Source organism: Brucella sp. BE17 (assembly GCF_039545455.1).
GTDB lineage: Bacteria > Pseudomonadota > Alphaproteobacteria > Rhizobiales > Rhizobiaceae > Brucella.
On record NZ_CP154467.1, the window covers coordinates 714,861 to 728,487 of the forward strand.

The window sequence follows — 13,627 nt, forward strand, 5'->3', positions numbered from 1 at the left end:
AACCGCAATGAAAAGGCGGCCTAGAAATAGGTCGCCTTTTCTCTTGCCGCTTTCTTCAGCCAATCCCATATGAGTCTGCATGATACCTTTATCCGTCCTTGATCTTTCGCCCGTTCCCGAAGGCCATGATGCGGCGCAATCGCTGCGCAACACGCTTGAGCTTGCACAACATGCGGAAAGGCTCGGCTTTCATCGCTATTGGCTGGCGGAGCATCATAATATGCCGGGCATTGCCAGTGCTGCGACGTCTGTCGTGATTGGCTATGTTGCGAATGGCACTTCGACGATACGTGTGGGGTCTGGCGGTGTGATGCTGCCCAATCATTCCCCTCTGGTCATCGCCGAACAGTTTGGAACGCTGGCGTCCCTCTTTCCGGGCCGCATCGACTTGGGCCTTGGACGCGCTCCGGGAACGGACCAGATGACCGCCCATGCCCTTCGCCGAACGTTGCAGGGCAGTGCCGATGATTTTCCGCGCGATGTCGTGGAACTTCTGCAATATTTCAAACCGGTTGAACCGGGCCAGCGCGTGCAGGCCGTTCCGGGTGCGGGGCTCGATGTGCCGGTCTGGATTTTGGGCTCCAGCCTTTTTGGTGCCCAATTGGCCGCCATGCTGGGGCTTCCTTACGGTTTTGCCTCGCATTTCGCACCGGCTGAAATGGAACGCGCAGTCGAGCTTTATCGCGAGCGCTTCGAGCCATCGGACTATTTGCAAAAGCCTTATGTTCTGCTCGGTCTCAATGTGATCGCTGCCGACACCGACGAGGAAGCGCATTATCTCTTCACCTCGCAATTGCAGGCTTTTGTCAATCTGCGCACAGGTCGTCCCGGAAAACTGCCCGCACCTGTCGAAGGCTATCAGGAAAGCCTCGACCCCGCAGCACAGGCCATGGTGCGGCAGGTGCTGTCATGCCGGGTTGTGGGCGGTCCCGATACGGTTGCCAAAGGCATCCGGGAGTTTGCCGAGCGCACTGGCGCGGATGAGCTGATGCTGACCGGCATGATCCATGATCATGGCAAGCGTTTGCGTTCTTACGAAATTGCTGCCCGGTCTATGGCTTGATCGGCTATGGCTTGATCGCGCGTCGCTTCCGCCACCAGCCAGTCGCGAAAAGCCGCGACCGCGGGCGTGTCAGTGCGGCTTTTCGGTGATACAAAATAATAGTTGCTCGGGCTTTTGACTTTATGTGGCCAGGCGACCGCCAATTGTCCGTTCTCTAATTCCGACTGGATCAGGAAAAGCGGCATCAGCGCTACACCAAGTCCCGCCTGACAGGCCTGCGACACATTGGAAAATTGCTCAAAACGCATGCCGCCTGAAACCGAAGCCGTAAGCCCCAGACTTTTGAACCAGTGATCCCAGGCACCGGGCCTCGACGCCATATGGAAAAGCGGCAGGCGCAACAACTCTGCGGGTGTCGACAGTGAATTTCGTTGTAAAAGTGCCGGACTACAAACTGGTACCACGGTTTCATCCATCAAAAAGATGCAATCGGCATTGGGCCAGTCTGGCTGACCGATGTGGATGGCCGCATCCAGCCCCTCACGGTCGAAATCGAACTGGCCGATGCGCGTTGCGAAATTCAGAATAATATCGGGATGGCGCGCTACGAACCCTGGAATGCGTGGTATCAGCCAGCGCGTACCAAACGTTGGCAGAAAAGCCAGATTAAGTGTGGTGCCGCGCATCTGCGTCATAAGTTGTAATGAGGCCGCCCGAATGGCGGCGAGTGCTGGTGTAATTGCTTTGATATAGGCGTGACCGGCGGGTGAAAGCTCCACATTTCGGCTGCTGCGTTCAAAAAGTGCCGTACCCAACTGTTCTTCGAGTGTCGCTATCTGCCGACTTATAGCGCCCTGGGTCAGGGAAAGCTCGTCCGCTGCCACCGAAAAACTCTGGTGGCGTGCGACGGCATCGAACGCAGCGAGCGCACGTGTCGTGGGTAGCAGGCGTCTGGATAGAGAACTCATTCATCTATTACTAAACGGAATAGATGAATGAGTAAACATGCTTTGCAAGCGTGAAAATGCAACGTCATAATGGGACCACCATATCCGAGGAGATTTTCATGTCGCGTGCTGCCTTTCACTGGGAAGACCCGTTTCTGCTTGATGAACAATTGACCGAGGACGAGCGCATGATCCGCGACTCGGCCAAAGCCTTTGCAAGCGACGTGCTCCAGCCGCGCATTGAAAAAGCTTATCTTGACGAGACGACCGATCCGGACCTGTTTCGCCTGATGGGGCAGGCGGGACTGCTCGGCGTGACGTTGCCTGAGGAATATGGCGCGGCCAATGCCGGCTATGTGGCCTATGGCCTTGTCGCGCGCGAAGTTGAGCGCGTTGATTCTGGCTATCGCTCAATGATGAGCGTGCAATCTTCGCTCGTCATGTTTCCGATCCATGCTTATGGCTCGGATGAACAGCGCAAAAAACACTTGCCGGGCCTCGTGTCCGGTGAACTGATCGGTTGTTTCGGCCTGACAGAACCCGATGCCGGTTCCGATCCGGGCGGCATGAAGACGCGCGCCGAAAAAATTGACGGCGGTTATCGCCTGTCAGGTTCGAAAATGTGGATTTCCAATTCACCCATTGCCGATGTTTTTGTCGTCTGGGCCAAATCCAGCGCCCATGACAATGCCATTCGCGGATTTATCCTCGAAAAAGGCATGAAGGGGCTTTCGGCACCCAAAATCGGCGGCAAGCTTTCACTTCGTGCATCCATTACCGGCGAAATCGTCATGGATGGCGTGGAAGTGCCCGAAGATGCGCTTCTTCCCAATGTCTCAGGCCTCAAAGGACCATTCGGGTGCCTCAATCGCGCCCGTTACGGTATTTCATGGGGCGTGTTGGGGGCTGCAGAGGATTGCTGGTTCCGTGCGCGTCAATATGGCCTTGACCGAAAGCAGTTCGACAAGCCTCTGGCCGGAACACAGCTTTATCAGAAAAAGCTTGCAGATATGCAGACGGAGATTGCGCTCGGACTTCAGGCAAGCCTGCGCGTTGGTCGGCTGTTCGATGAAGGCAAAATGGCGCCGGAAATGATCTCTATCGTCAAGCGCAACAATTGCGGCAAGGCGCTCGATATTGCGCGTCAAGCGCGCGACATGCATGGTGGCAATGGCATTCAGATCGAATATCACGTCATGCGTCACGCGCAGAATCTGGAGACGGTCAACACTTATGAAGGCACGCATGATGTGCATGCGTTAATTCTCGGTCGCGCCCAGACCGGTATTCAGGCCTTCTTCTGAATTTAGGCGAAAGAACATGCAGAACACCCCGCTCAATGGCCTGAAAGTGATCGAGCTTGCCCGTATTCTGGCCGGTCCATGGGGCGGGCAGACGCTTTCCGATCTGGGTGCAGATGTCATCAAGGTCGAAAGCCCCGAGGGTGACGATACGCGTACTTGGGGGCCGCCTTTCATCGATGTGGATGGCGAACAGTCAGCCGCCTATTTCCATGCCTGCAACCGTGGAAAGCGCTCGATCACAGCAGATTTCCGTACCGATGAGGGCAGGGCGTTGGTGCGTAAGCTTGTTGCCAATGCTGATGTGGTGATCGAGAATTTTAAGCTAGGCGGGCTTGAAAAATATGGGCTCGATTATGAAAGCCTGAAAGCGATCAATCCGCGTCTTATCTATTGTTCGATTACCGGCTTTGGTCAGGATGGCCCTTATGCGCAGCGTGCGGGCTATGATTTCATGATCCAGGGCATGAGCGGTATTATGGACCTGACGGGTGCGCCCGACGGGGAACCGCAAAAAATTGGCGTCGCCTTTGCCGATATTTTTACAGGCCTTTACAGCGTCATTGCCATCCAGTCGGCATTGATCATGCGGGAGCGGACTGGCAAGGGCCAGCATATCGATATGGCGCTGTTCGATTGCATGACTTCAGTTCTCGCCAATCAGGCGATGAATTATCTGGCCTCAGGCGTGGTGCCGAAGCGTATGGGCAATGCGCACCCCAATATCGCCCCCTACCAGACTTTACCCGTGTCAGACGGCTATTTCATCATCGCCTGCGGCAATGACGGGCAATTTGCTAAGCTCACAAGCCTGCTTGGTATTGGTGAACTGGCACGCGACGAAAGCTTCGCCACGAATTCGGCGCGTGTCGCCAATCGTACCGAATTGACCGAAATTCTGGAAAAGCAGACCCGGCAATGGCAACGCGACGATCTTCTGACAGCACTGGCGGGTAAGGGTGTCCCGGCAGGACCGATCAACACGGTGGCCGATGTCTTTGCCGATCCGCAGTTTATCGCACGCGGTATGAAGATAGAGCCGGAAGGTGTAGTCGCTCTGCGCACGCCAATCCGTTTTTCCGATGCGGACTTGCAACTTGACCGGCGGTCGCCCAAGCTCGGCGAGCATGGCGAGGTCATTCTTGCCGACCTTGTCCGGAAAAGTTGATTTCTTTAGTCCACCGCCACCATCACATCGGAGGCCTTGACGACTGCGTAAGCGGTCTTTCCGACTGCAAGCGCAAGTTCGTCAACGGCTTCATTGGTAATCGAAGAGGTGACAATCACACCATTTCCGATATCGATACGTACATGGGCGGTGGTTGCACCCTTGGTAACTTCAACGATCGTGCCCTTAAGGCGGTTACGTGCGCTGATTTTCATCTGTTTCTCCTTCTTCGCAATCACCTGAAAGAAGCTTTGTATCGCCATTGCGTGGTGTAAACAACACAAGGGTTACCAGTGCTGTGAAGGAGATCATGACAGCGACATCAATCGCTCCAAGTCCGACTGATATGCCGATGGCTCCAGTTGCCCAGAGGCTTGCAGCCGTGGCAGTTCCCTTTATGGACGAACCGAGCTTTAAAATTGCGCCGCCGCCGATGAACCCCATACCGGTGATGATGCCTTCTACGATTCGCGCCAGCGCTTCAGGATTATCGGTGGTCACACCTTCAGCAGCCTGCACGAAACCACAACTGGCCACAGCCACAAGCGGAAATGTTCGCAGGCCAGCGCTTCGTTCCGCGCGCTCCCGGTTCCATCCAATCGGAAATGCAAGCGCGTAGGCAATGACAAGAGCGATCAGATGCGGCCAGATGTTAAAATTATCCGCATGCAACAGATCAGTCAGTGCAGCCTGTAATTGGTCTGGCATGTTGTCTCCCAATAGACGCGTGATGCAAAACGCTCAACATGCCGGACAGTTGCATGAGGATGTTGATTTATCCCCCGCATTTTTGAGAGGAAAGCTTCACCTCAAATTGTCGTGGTCCGACCATCATCGGCTTTCCGGGTTTGGTTATGATCATGGCACGGATCGAACAGGGACCGGCAATAACTTGATACTGATCAGGTTTCTGATAGATGATCTTGGAAATAGGATGCGTTGGGATTTTTTCTGCGACAGCTTCAATGATTGCCGTCATTTCCTTGGCGCGCTGATAATTCGGTGCCAATGCCGCGTGGGCATTGGTTGCGATAATCATGCAGCCGCTGACTGCAGCAATAGCTTTTATACGCATATCTTTCCTCCGGTTGACTGGAGAATTGAACAGGGTATTTCGCCAGAAAACAAGGCCATTTAATATTGCTCCGCCCTTGAGAGCCCGATGACCTGTTGAGATGATAAATCGCGGTAAAAATATGCAAACAGGCGGCAAACCTTACAATCTGCCGCCTGCCATAACAATGGACTGGAGATCGCATTATTATTTTCATGCCCTTATTCGTAAAACGCACATTAAACGCGTAAGCGACATGTATTCACGGGTATCAGGGGGTATTTTCCTGATACCCGATTATTGCATCCGTTCTTAGAACGAGCGCTGGAAGCGGATAACGCCACCGATTGCATCGTCTTCGATACCATCAGCTTTCCACTCGCCGCCAAACTTGGTGTAGGAGATTTCCGGTGTGATGGTGAAGCCGGGAACCAACTGATAAGCGACGTTCGCGGTAACGGCGGTCTTTGACCAGTCGTCATGCGCAGCCTGGAAGTTAAAGGAAGCCTTGTCGGTTGCCTTAAATTTCAAACCACCCCAAACAGCCCAGTCACCGCCCCAACGGCCATAGTTTTGATCCGGGGTTTCTTCGGACGCATAAGCACCCTGCAACCATACGGAGAAGCGATCGGTAACATTGACGTCGCCGCGAACCTTGGCAGACCATTCTTCGATGACCGAGTCGTAAGCCACGACACCGGCGATCGAACCCCAGCCACCTTTATATTTCAAGCCACCGACAACATGCGGTACATAGCCGTCAATCGCGTAGTTGTTTCCACCCTGTTCGAGAGCGACCACAGCCGAGAAGCCATTGCCGCCGGTAAAGGTGTAGGAAATCTTGCCTGTTCTGGCAGAATCTGCGGAAATGACGTCATCGTTGATGACGTCGCCAAGAGCGCCGGTGAAAATCTTGAACTCTGTCTCGTCGATGCCGACGCGAAAGCCGCCGAGCTCGATAAAGGCAAAACGCATATCCGTGTTGGAGCTGCTATTGCCATAAAAACCGTCTTCGCCGGAATTCGAAGAGCCATAGTTGAAGCGCAGCTCAGTGAAGGTCTTCAAAGTACCAAGTTCGGTTTCGGAACCGGTCGAAAAGCGCAGTGCGAAACGTGCGCTTTTGTCCCAACCTTCACGATCCACACCGGAATAGACGTCATCACCACCTTTTGCTTCGTAGCGGACATAGCCGGCGATGCGTAGGCACGTTTCGGTTCCAGGAATGTAGAAGTAGCCGGCGCCGTATGCATCGCAAACGCGAACATATTCAACCGCTTCCGGTTCTGGTACAACGATCGCATCAGCAGCATGAGCACTCGAAACTGCGAGCATAGCTGCAGAGGAGCCAATGAGAAGGCTCTTAAGATTCATTTTGACCTCCAAGATCAGTTTTAATGTGTATGGGTTCTTTTATTTATAGTTGCGCACCGCATATTTCATTTAACATACAGCAAGTCAATGTTGATATACTGAAATATTTATGAATACAATTAAATAAAGGGAAGTCGTTAAATAGTAAAGCTTAATACAATCCTCTTAAAGAGAATATATGTATTATATACTTGTGGCAATAAAATTATTATAGGCCGCATCTACGATGCGCCTTCTTGGAGTAGAACTCTAAGAGACTTATCTGCGCCACTGTCATAGCCATGAAGATTAAATTCGTATCACTACCCAACACCCGTTGCCGCCGCAGAACGCTTTCTCTGATTTATGTTACAGATGAATGACGAAATAAGGTATTTTTGCAATTGGCGATTTTTTTATAGAATATACAGCTGCTGTGGCTAGAGCACGTCCATTGAACGCGGAATCGGGTTGAGGATTCCCCTGGCTTCCGAATTCTGATTCTATCGCTTCGACTGGTGATTTGGTCGGAGGCAATATGACCCGAGCTTTCAGTGATGATTTGCGTAGCCGCGTTCTGGCTGCGTCACGCGATGGCATGTCGGCGAGATCGGCGGCAGCCAGATTTGGAATTGGCATTTCAACGGCCATCGCCTGGATTGCCAGCGCACGGGCGGCCCAGTTGACGCCTGCCAAGCAGGGCCGACGCGGTGGTTCACGCCTCGATGCTCACGAGGACTTCATCATCCGCATAATCGAAGAGGAAAAGGATATCACGCTCAACGAGATGGTTCTGCGATTGCGCGAGGACAGAGCCGTATCGATCGGCCGCAGCGCGCTTGACGTCTGGCTGCGAAAGCGCGGTTGGACTTTCAAAAAAAGACCGCGCATGCACTGGAGCAGGAGCGTCCTGACCTGCTGAAACGTCGTCAGGATTGGTTCGACGACCAACTCGATCTCGATCCGGCGCGGCTCGTCTTCATCGATGAAACCGGCCTGAGCACGAAGATGTCCCGGCTTCGTGGACGGGCCCCTTGCGGAGATAGATGCCGCTCACCGGTCCCGCACGGCCATTGGAAGACGACGACGTTTAATGAACCTCAACCACCCACTCGGAAAGTACTCCGGTTACAACCCGTCTTTTTACGCCGTAGCGACCGCGAAGAAGATCAAATGTCTCCCCGGTCACTCCCGCATGGCGCAAGCACACCGATATTTCCGCCACGGCTTAAACACGATCGAAATCGCAGAACGCATGCTGATTACGGAAGCTGAGGCCGTCAGCTTCTCGACGCCGCCCGTAACAAGCTCATCGAAATCAACCAAGCGGCATAGGAGAGGGCGATGCTCTACGTAGTCAGCAATGAGCCGATAGAAGTGCAGACGCAGAAAAGTGTCGACGCCTTCTATGCAAAGATTGGCCCTTGCTGTGCTGGCTGCGATTACTGGCGCTGGATTGGCTCGACCGTGGGCGAATGCGTACGGTTTCCCCCTAATCAGAACCATGATGCAGCGGTAGGACTTGGCATGACTTCATGCTCATTGCCGCGCTCAACAACCAATCTAACAAAAAGGGATCATTGGTGCGGCGAGTTCCGAGACGATCCTACCCAGCATAACCCCACAGCGAGGAACCATGGCGGCGTACAGCAAGGCTAGTAAGCGAAACACAAAACGAGGAAGGCCGAAGAAGGAAGGGGTGTTGCGTACCCCATCCGGTCAGATCAGCAGATCGGTGGAGAGTAAGACCAATATCAGAGGGATTGAGGAACGGCTGGCGCTGGAAACTGCCACATGGAAGCGTAGGCAGGATAATCCGGGCCTATCCGTCCATGAGGCCAGATTGCAAGAGCATGGGCTTGTTATCGCCCGCTGGCGCAATGACTATGAGAAGGCGAGGCGGCGCAATCCAGACGGCTTGCACGAGAATGTTTTCACTCAGACTCATTTCGATACGGCAATTAGTTTCCTCGAACTGCATGGGGATTATCAGGCTGTGATCGAGGCTGGCCGCGTCCGGTCGCCTTCTGACCTCAATCGAATGGGTGGCAAGGACAGCCGAGATCCTTTCGACCGCGAGCGCGAAAAAAGACACCATGCCGTTGAGACCCTTTATCGAGACTGCCGCAGGGTAATCCTTCAAAGCGGTGCTCTATGCATGATGGCAATCGAAACGGTGGTTATCGAAAACAAGGACGTGATCACGATGCTCCCTGAATTGCGATGCGCCCTTAATTCGCTTGGCAAGGTGTTAAGAGTACAGAGGGCCGCTTGACATTAAAAGCAAATCAGCGCATGAATTTTTACGCTAATGCGTAAAGCGTTTGAAATTTGGATTGGGCGGTCTTCGGATCGCTCTTTTGATTCAGAGGTTAATTCCTCAACGTTGTAGCTGTTTAGCGTCGCATTCTCGATATTTCCGCCCAGCGGATAGGGATGACGCTATAACACCTTGGCCCGGTGGTGCGAACATCGGGCCACCAATTCGAGGCCAGTCCTCAACGGAATGCGAGAACTGGCCTGTAAGGGCGGCATCTTTAAACCTGCAAATTTGCTTGCAGCGTTCTCGCATACTAATCAGAACGTGACGGAACTGAACTTGCTAATGGGTACCTGACCAAAGAACCTTTCAGGAGGGCGTCAGGCGAAGCAGCACGTCGCGGCCATCCGTTCTGTACCAGTCTGTAGCAATCTGTAGCCGTCGCCTTCGGGTGGCGGCTTTTTCATATCAACAATCGGAGAACGATATGCGCTTTGGCTTTGCAGCTGCGGCGATGGCTCTGCTGTCGTCATCTGTCCGTGGTCTATTTGGTGGCGCATCACTGCCTTTAGTCTCGATCCCGCCGATGCACCGGCATTCACGCGGTTCCAAGCGCATCCGCCTGGGTGGCCGGACCTATAAGCCGAATGGTGCTCGTGAAGTGGCCCGCCGCCAGCGCCAGATTGCTGAGGGCAGGCTTACCGCAAGCAGCGGCGTGACTTAATTCCCGGAAGGAACGGGGCAAGAAAGATCACCTTCCTCACACTTTAAGTATTCGGAAAATTGCTTGTTACGGTCGGTTGTTAAACTATCTTTGCACATGGCTAGGATCATCGGTTGTACGCTTCCGCCAGCAGTTCCTGATGCAGCAAAATCGCATTCAGCATCTCGGAATTTTATCCACGCACGTTGCGATGCGACCAGAAGCTTTTTAGCATCATCGTTGTCAGAGAGGCGCTTTTCAATCTCTCGATAGTGCGAGTTCAACTGCTCATCAGATTTAATAAAGTTCTCGTTGGCGCATTGGTTCATTGTTGCTTGATCTTGTGCGTTATCGCATTCAGATGATGCAAAGGCGGGGGCTGAGAGGAGTGTAGCTGTCAATGCTATAGCGGTAAATTTCAACATTATTCCCTCCTGTTAGTTTGGTGACGGTTACACCATAAAGAGAAACTAATATGGTCTAAATTACACCCGAAATAGAAGCCGATGGTTAATTATTCAGAATAGCGACATAGCGCGCTTGGTACATGCTATTGGCCACACTCATGTAGAAGAAGCCGCGCTGGCCGCTACTGTTCTTCCACCCTCATAATGCGACGTAAGTGGGCAAGACCGGTAAAAAGTTATAGCCCGACAGATTTGCGCAGGACTTCGTTCATATTGGAGCGCCAGTTCTTGCCACTGGCCTTGAACTTCGCAACCACGTCAGGATCAAGCCTAAGCGTTACGGCCTCTTTCGGATTATCAACCTTTGGCCGCCCCCTAGAGCGCTGGATGCTCTCATAAAGTTCGGGGAGCGCTTCTTTGAAAGGCTTTGCCTTTGCCATGCCCGCTTTTGTAACGGTTGGATTGTCAGATACAGCATCCCAATCCGGCTTGGTATAGCCGCGTTCATTAGCGTGTTTTGGTCTAAATTTAATAGCCATCAGATCAGGCTCCTTTCGTCCTTACGGGCAGGGCGCATTGAAATAACAGACAGTGCCTCTGTGCCGAGGGTCACGAAGATCACAACGATTGTTCCGTCTGCGAGGCGACCAATAGCTTGAAGCCGGTTATTCTTCGCTGGCAGCACTTTGGAGTTCTCGAAAAACTCAATAGTCAGCGATGCAAAATCCAAACCATGCTTGGCAATATTGGCTTCGCGTTTTGGTTCGTCCCATACGATCTTCATGTGAATTTTTGTACACGAAAAATAGATAGATCACAAGAATAAAAGTGTACGAATAATAATAAAAGAACACGGGAAATCAGATCATGAAACGACGCACATTCCTGCGAATGATCGGCCTTGCCCCTGTAGCTGCTGCCCTTCCTTCAATGGCGCTGCCAAAGCCCGAGAACCCGACAAAGATTGAGCTTAACCCAGAGGTGACCAATCCTCTGATTTTTCGTGATGGCAAGTTATTCTTCAATCCCGCCAACATAGGCCAGATCAATGTCGGCACCTTGGGCTGTGGCAAAACTGAAATCGAAAGCATGTCGGACGGCAGCGCAGTGATGGGGGTTTTCTCCTGATGACAATCCTCAAATCTGACAATGGGCGCATCACCCTTATCATGCGCGGGGACATAATTGAGCGCATCATCTTCCGGGGCTGGAATGCCTAACCTCACGCCGAAACAAGAGGCGAACTTAAGCGTCCGGCTTCCATGGTGTCTCTGGACGGCGGGGTAGCGGCTTCAATAGAGGCCTTCGTTTCGCGAGCAAGGCACCAAGAACGCCGGCTCCATGCAGAACAACTTCGCCATCGTCACCGACGATCTCGGACAGTTGGCATTTCGTGAGGCGTCCGAGGATAACCGGAACTATGCTTTCCGCATCAGATGGGCGTCCGGTGAGGTCGATGCGTTCGTCGGCCTTCCGATGACCACACAGCGGCAGGGCGGTCAGGCAAACACCGTCGACCTGATGCAGGGTACGATTGAAGTCAATTCGAATGTTGTGCGCCTTTCCGGTTGATAATCATCAACAATTCAGGTTTCAGGGCGGGGCGGTTGCCTCGCCTTTTTCATTTCAGGAAGGGTATTGAATGTTTGATCTCGCGAATATCACCGTTGACCTTGATGCGCGTCCGCTGGAATTGCGCCATCCCCAGACCGGCGAAGTCCTACGGGGTAAAGATGACATGGCATGGACCGTTCTTCTCCATGGTCACGACAGCGAGCAGTACAAGCGCCATGCGCGTAAGTTCCTCAATGAGCGGATGAACTCCGGCAAGAAAAACCTCAAGGTTGAACAGGTCGAGCGCGAAGCCGTTGAACAGCTTGTCGGGCTTACTGCGGGCTGGAAGAACATCGTTCTGAATGGCGAAGAACTAGAATATTCCACGGACATGGCGCGGGAAATCTATGCTGATCCTCGCTATAGCTGGCTGCGTGACCAAGTTGAAACCTTCGCATCTGATCGTGCAAATTTTTTGCCACAGTCGCCAGAGAGCTATACGATATGGCCAAGGGGATCGCTCACGGTAAAAAAACATCGCTCCTTCTGTATCTTTGACTTTGTATTCCCCATTCCACCATCTGCGCAGACGTTGTGATGCATTACTGATGCGCTTCTTCATTTGCTCAATCTGATCTCGCTATCTCCGCAGGCGTCACAAGCCCAGACTTCATCGCGGGCACCTAATCGGCCAAATGGCCCCTTAGATGGCTGCGAGGATTTGCGCCTTACGGCTGGTTCACCACATGCCTTGCAGGTTTCACCAGGAGCCTTCTTCGGTGCTTCCAGTAAGCTATCCAGTCTGGCGCGAAGCTCTTTGTTCTCGGCCTCTAACGCATCTACCCGTTTGGGAAGGTCTTTTACCGTCTTCCAGATTGGAACCTGATCAAGGATTTTGAGAATGTCAGAAACAGAAATCATCAAACGCCCCCGCGAAAGTGGAATCGACCCAGAAGTCGAGGCGATGCTGGATTATTTCGGTGATCGTGTCGAGTCCGTCACCGTCGAGCATGAAAACAATGGCATGACTATCCGGTCAACGATCACTGTCAGGGATGAGCGCAGTTGAAGCGGATATCTATATCTGTGGATATCCTGTGCAAAGGCTGTGAAAATATCCGATGCAAAAATCGGAAAGGTCGGACGGATAACGTATTGAAATCATTCACTTGGTAGCTAATTTTTAATCAGCGGAACGGTTTCCACAAGTCATTGATATGCAACGCACAGCCTGTGCGATCCCGCTGATAATTTATCATCTATGTCGCACGGAACGCCGCACAAAGGCCCTCTTGCAATAGCGAAAAAGGGCGGTTTTACTGGCGGCAGGAGGTTATTTGTCGGAGGGGTTTTCGTCGTCAAAATATTCTTTGTCGGCTTCTTCTTTGAGTTTTTGAAGCTCAACCATAAGCGTTCTTCCGAGACGTAAAGCCTTGAGCGTGGCGTCTCTTTTTCTAAAAATACCTAAATTATTGACTAGCCGATCTTCAAGGGCTTCCTCAAGAAGCGCTATGATTTCAGCGTTCATTGAACGCTTATTGAGAGCAGCAAGCTCTTTTATGTGGCTCATCATCCCTTTCGGGAAGCGAACCATTGTCTTGTCAACTTGATCACTTGGGTATGTCGGTCTGGCCATAATGGATTCGATACCAAAAAAGTACGGAATAATCAAAAGGACTCTTGACTATGTTACGTAATGGTATCATTTTGACTACGTACCAAATCAGTAACGGAGACGAGCAGTGAAAGAACGAATAGGCGCGATATCACCGTTTGGATTGCGCATGCCACAGAGAATTAAAGATTGGGTGTCTGAAAATGCTGCGAGGCAGGATCGTTCAATGAATTACGTCATCCTTCGCATTTTAGAGAAGGAGATG

At 52.3% G+C, this 13,627-nt stretch carries 19 protein-coding genes and 1 pseudogene; 10 read left to right on the forward strand and 10 right to left on the reverse strand.

All coding sequences use genetic code 11. From position 1 onward, the window contains the following. The first annotated feature begins 79 nt into the window (after window positions 1-79). Complete coding sequence (locus tag AAIB41_RS03460; RefSeq protein WP_343314217.1) at window positions 80-1,063, forward strand: LLM class flavin-dependent oxidoreductase; 984 nt, start codon at window positions 80-82, stop codon at window positions 1,061-1,063. Here the strand turns inward: AAIB41_RS03460 and AAIB41_RS03465 are convergent. Continuing rightward, entirely contained in the window at window positions 1,033-1,971 is a 939-nt protein-coding gene (locus AAIB41_RS03465; RefSeq protein ID WP_343314218.1) for a LysR family transcriptional regulator, read from the reverse strand. The genes AAIB41_RS03460 and AAIB41_RS03465 overlap by 31 nt on opposite strands. A gap of 98 nt (window positions 1,972-2,069) precedes the next feature. On the opposite strand from AAIB41_RS03465, the gene AAIB41_RS03470 reads away from it, so the two are divergent. Together AAIB41_RS03470 and AAIB41_RS03475 are read left to right on the forward strand one after the other, a co-directional pair. Next, entirely contained in the window at window positions 2,070-3,254 is a 1,185-nt protein-coding gene (locus AAIB41_RS03470) for an acyl-CoA dehydrogenase (RefSeq protein WP_343314219.1), read from the forward strand. Window positions 3,255-3,270: 16 nt separating this feature from the next. After that, a complete protein-coding gene (locus tag AAIB41_RS03475) occupies window positions 3,271-4,419 on the forward strand; it encodes a CaiB/BaiF CoA-transferase family protein (protein WP_343314220.1) in 1,149 nt (382 codons plus the stop codon). Window positions 4,420-4,424: 5 nt separating this feature from the next. Here AAIB41_RS03475 and AAIB41_RS03480 read toward each other — a convergent pair whose 3' ends face one another. The 4 genes from AAIB41_RS03480 to AAIB41_RS03495 form a co-directional block, all read right to left on the reverse strand. Then, on the reverse strand, window positions 4,425-4,634 hold the full coding sequence (locus AAIB41_RS03480) for a molybdopterin-binding protein (protein ID WP_343314221.1): 210 nt from the start codon (window positions 4,632-4,634) through the stop codon (window positions 4,425-4,427). Continuing rightward, on the reverse strand, window positions 4,615-5,127 hold the full coding sequence (locus AAIB41_RS03485; protein ID WP_343314222.1) for an MgtC/SapB family protein: 513 nt from the start codon (window positions 5,125-5,127) through the stop codon (window positions 4,615-4,617). The genes AAIB41_RS03480 and AAIB41_RS03485 overlap by 20 nt, the downstream gene beginning before the upstream one ends. A gap of 67 nt (window positions 5,128-5,194) precedes the next feature. Beyond that, window positions 5,195-5,632 carry a hypothetical protein gene (locus AAIB41_RS03490; protein WP_343314223.1) on the reverse strand — a complete coding sequence of 146 codons (438 nt, stop codon included), beginning with the start codon at window positions 5,630-5,632 and terminating at the stop codon, window positions 5,195-5,197. Window positions 5,633-5,785: 153 nt separating this feature from the next. Then, a complete protein-coding gene (locus AAIB41_RS03495; protein WP_343314224.1) occupies window positions 5,786-6,844 on the reverse strand; it encodes a porin in 1,059 nt (352 codons plus the stop codon). A 517-nt stretch (window positions 6,845-7,361) separates the two neighbouring features. Between AAIB41_RS03495 and AAIB41_RS03500 the strand changes: the two are divergent. The 3 genes and pseudogenes from AAIB41_RS03500 to AAIB41_RS03510 all read left to right on the forward strand — a co-directional run. Beyond that, a pseudogene (locus AAIB41_RS03500) lies at window positions 7,362-7,915 on the forward strand (IS630 family transposase); the annotation flags it as partial. 610 nt (window positions 7,916-8,525) lie between these two features. After that, entirely contained in the window at window positions 8,526-9,098 is a 573-nt protein-coding gene (locus AAIB41_RS03505; RefSeq protein ID WP_343314225.1) for a hypothetical protein, read from the forward strand. A 472-nt stretch (window positions 9,099-9,570) separates the two neighbouring features. After that, the gene (locus AAIB41_RS03510) at window positions 9,571-9,807 is read left to right on the forward strand and encodes a hypothetical protein (protein WP_343314226.1); all 237 of its coding nucleotides are present in this window, start codon (window positions 9,571-9,573) and stop codon (window positions 9,805-9,807) included. Here the strand turns inward: AAIB41_RS03510 and AAIB41_RS03515 are convergent. From AAIB41_RS03515 to AAIB41_RS03525, 3 genes are all read right to left on the reverse strand, one after another. Beyond that, window positions 9,804-10,211, reverse strand: a complete 408-nt coding sequence (locus tag AAIB41_RS03515; protein WP_343314227.1) for a lysozyme inhibitor LprI family protein — start codon at window positions 10,209-10,211, stop codon at window positions 9,804-9,806. The genes AAIB41_RS03510 and AAIB41_RS03515 overlap by 4 nt on opposite strands. Window positions 10,212-10,429: 218 nt before the next feature. After that, entirely contained in the window at window positions 10,430-10,732 is a 303-nt protein-coding gene (locus AAIB41_RS03520) for a BrnA antitoxin family protein (RefSeq protein WP_343314228.1), read from the reverse strand. Further along, window positions 10,732-10,977, reverse strand: coding sequence for a BrnT family toxin (locus tag AAIB41_RS03525; RefSeq protein ID WP_343314230.1), 246 nt, complete (start codon window positions 10,975-10,977; stop codon window positions 10,732-10,734). Before AAIB41_RS03525 ends, AAIB41_RS03520 begins: the two co-directional genes overlap by 1 nt. An 83-nt stretch (window positions 10,978-11,060) precedes the next feature. Here AAIB41_RS03525 and AAIB41_RS03530 point away from each other — a divergent pair, with 83 nt between their 5' ends. The 3 genes from AAIB41_RS03530 (at window position 11,061) to AAIB41_RS03540 (ending at window position 12,345) form a co-directional block, all read left to right on the forward strand. After that, window positions 11,061-11,321 carry a hypothetical protein gene (locus AAIB41_RS03530; protein ID WP_343314232.1) on the forward strand — a complete coding sequence of 87 codons (261 nt, stop codon included), beginning with the start codon at window positions 11,061-11,063 and terminating at the stop codon, window positions 11,319-11,321. A gap of 213 nt (window positions 11,322-11,534) precedes the next feature. Continuing rightward, window positions 11,535-11,765 carry a hypothetical protein gene (locus AAIB41_RS03535; RefSeq protein WP_343314233.1) on the forward strand — a complete coding sequence of 77 codons (231 nt, stop codon included), beginning with the start codon at window positions 11,535-11,537 and terminating at the stop codon, window positions 11,763-11,765. 70 nt (window positions 11,766-11,835) lie between these two features. Further along, window positions 11,836-12,345 (forward strand): hypothetical protein, encoded by a 510-nt coding sequence (locus AAIB41_RS03540; protein ID WP_343314234.1) that lies wholly within the window; start codon window positions 11,836-11,838, stop codon window positions 12,343-12,345. A gap of 20 nt (window positions 12,346-12,365) precedes the next feature. Here the strand turns inward: AAIB41_RS03540 and AAIB41_RS03545 are convergent, their stop codons facing one another. Beyond that, the gene (locus AAIB41_RS03545; protein ID WP_343314236.1) at window positions 12,366-12,668 is read right to left on the reverse strand and encodes a hypothetical protein; all 303 of its coding nucleotides are present in this window, start codon (window positions 12,666-12,668) and stop codon (window positions 12,366-12,368) included. Between AAIB41_RS03545 and AAIB41_RS03550 the strand changes: the two genes are divergently transcribed. Then, complete coding sequence (locus tag AAIB41_RS03550) at window positions 12,649-12,816, forward strand: hypothetical protein (protein WP_343314237.1); 168 nt, start codon at window positions 12,649-12,651, stop codon at window positions 12,814-12,816. The two genes, AAIB41_RS03545 and AAIB41_RS03550, sit on opposite strands and share 20 nt — an antisense overlap. A gap of 264 nt (window positions 12,817-13,080) precedes the next feature. Here the strand turns inward: AAIB41_RS03550 and AAIB41_RS03555 are convergent, their stop codons facing one another. Next, window positions 13,081-13,383, reverse strand: a complete 303-nt coding sequence (locus AAIB41_RS03555; protein ID WP_343314238.1) for an Arc family DNA-binding protein — start codon at window positions 13,381-13,383, stop codon at window positions 13,081-13,083. Window positions 13,384-13,627 lie beyond the last annotated feature (244 nt).

Coding starts and splice junctions, on each gene's coding strand:
- AAIB41_RS03460 (WP_343314217.1), top strand. CDS start 80: ATGATACCTTTATCCGTCCTTGATCTTTCGCCCGTTCCCGAAGGCCAT.
- AAIB41_RS03465 (WP_343314218.1), bottom strand. CDS start 1,971: ATGAGTTCTCTATCCAGACGCCTGCTACCCACGACACGTGCGCTCGCT.
- AAIB41_RS03470 (WP_343314219.1), top strand. CDS start 2,070: ATGTCGCGTGCTGCCTTTCACTGGGAAGACCCGTTTCTGCTTGATGAA.
- AAIB41_RS03475 (WP_343314220.1), top strand. CDS start 3,271: ATGCAGAACACCCCGCTCAATGGCCTGAAAGTGATCGAGCTTGCCCGT.
- AAIB41_RS03480 (WP_343314221.1), bottom strand. CDS start 4,634: ATGAAAATCAGCGCACGTAACCGCCTTAAGGGCACGATCGTTGAAGTT.
- AAIB41_RS03485 (WP_343314222.1), bottom strand. CDS start 5,127: ATGCCAGACCAATTACAGGCTGCACTGACTGATCTGTTGCATGCGGAT.
- AAIB41_RS03495 (WP_343314224.1), bottom strand. CDS start 6,844: ATGAATCTTAAGAGCCTTCTCATTGGCTCCTCTGCAGCTATGCTCGCA.
- AAIB41_RS03510 (WP_343314226.1), top strand. CDS start 9,571: ATGCGCTTTGGCTTTGCAGCTGCGGCGATGGCTCTGCTGTCGTCATCT.
- AAIB41_RS03515 (WP_343314227.1), bottom strand. CDS start 10,211: ATGTTGAAATTTACCGCTATAGCATTGACAGCTACACTCCTCTCAGCC.
- AAIB41_RS03520 (WP_343314228.1), bottom strand. CDS start 10,732: ATGGCTATTAAATTTAGACCAAAACACGCTAATGAACGCGGCTATACC.
- AAIB41_RS03525 (WP_343314230.1), bottom strand. CDS start 10,977: ATGAAGATCGTATGGGACGAACCAAAACGCGAAGCCAATATTGCCAAG.
- AAIB41_RS03530 (WP_343314232.1), top strand. CDS start 11,061: ATGAAACGACGCACATTCCTGCGAATGATCGGCCTTGCCCCTGTAGCT.
- AAIB41_RS03535 (WP_343314233.1), top strand. CDS start 11,535: ATGCAGAACAACTTCGCCATCGTCACCGACGATCTCGGACAGTTGGCA.
- AAIB41_RS03540 (WP_343314234.1), top strand. CDS start 11,836: ATGTTTGATCTCGCGAATATCACCGTTGACCTTGATGCGCGTCCGCTG.
- AAIB41_RS03550 (WP_343314237.1), top strand. CDS start 12,649: ATGTCAGAAACAGAAATCATCAAACGCCCCCGCGAAAGTGGAATCGAC.
- AAIB41_RS03545 (WP_343314236.1), bottom strand. CDS start 12,668: ATGATTTCTGTTTCTGACATTCTCAAAATCCTTGATCAGGTTCCAATC.
- AAIB41_RS03555 (WP_343314238.1), bottom strand. CDS start 13,383: ATGGCCAGACCGACATACCCAAGTGATCAAGTTGACAAGACAATGGTT.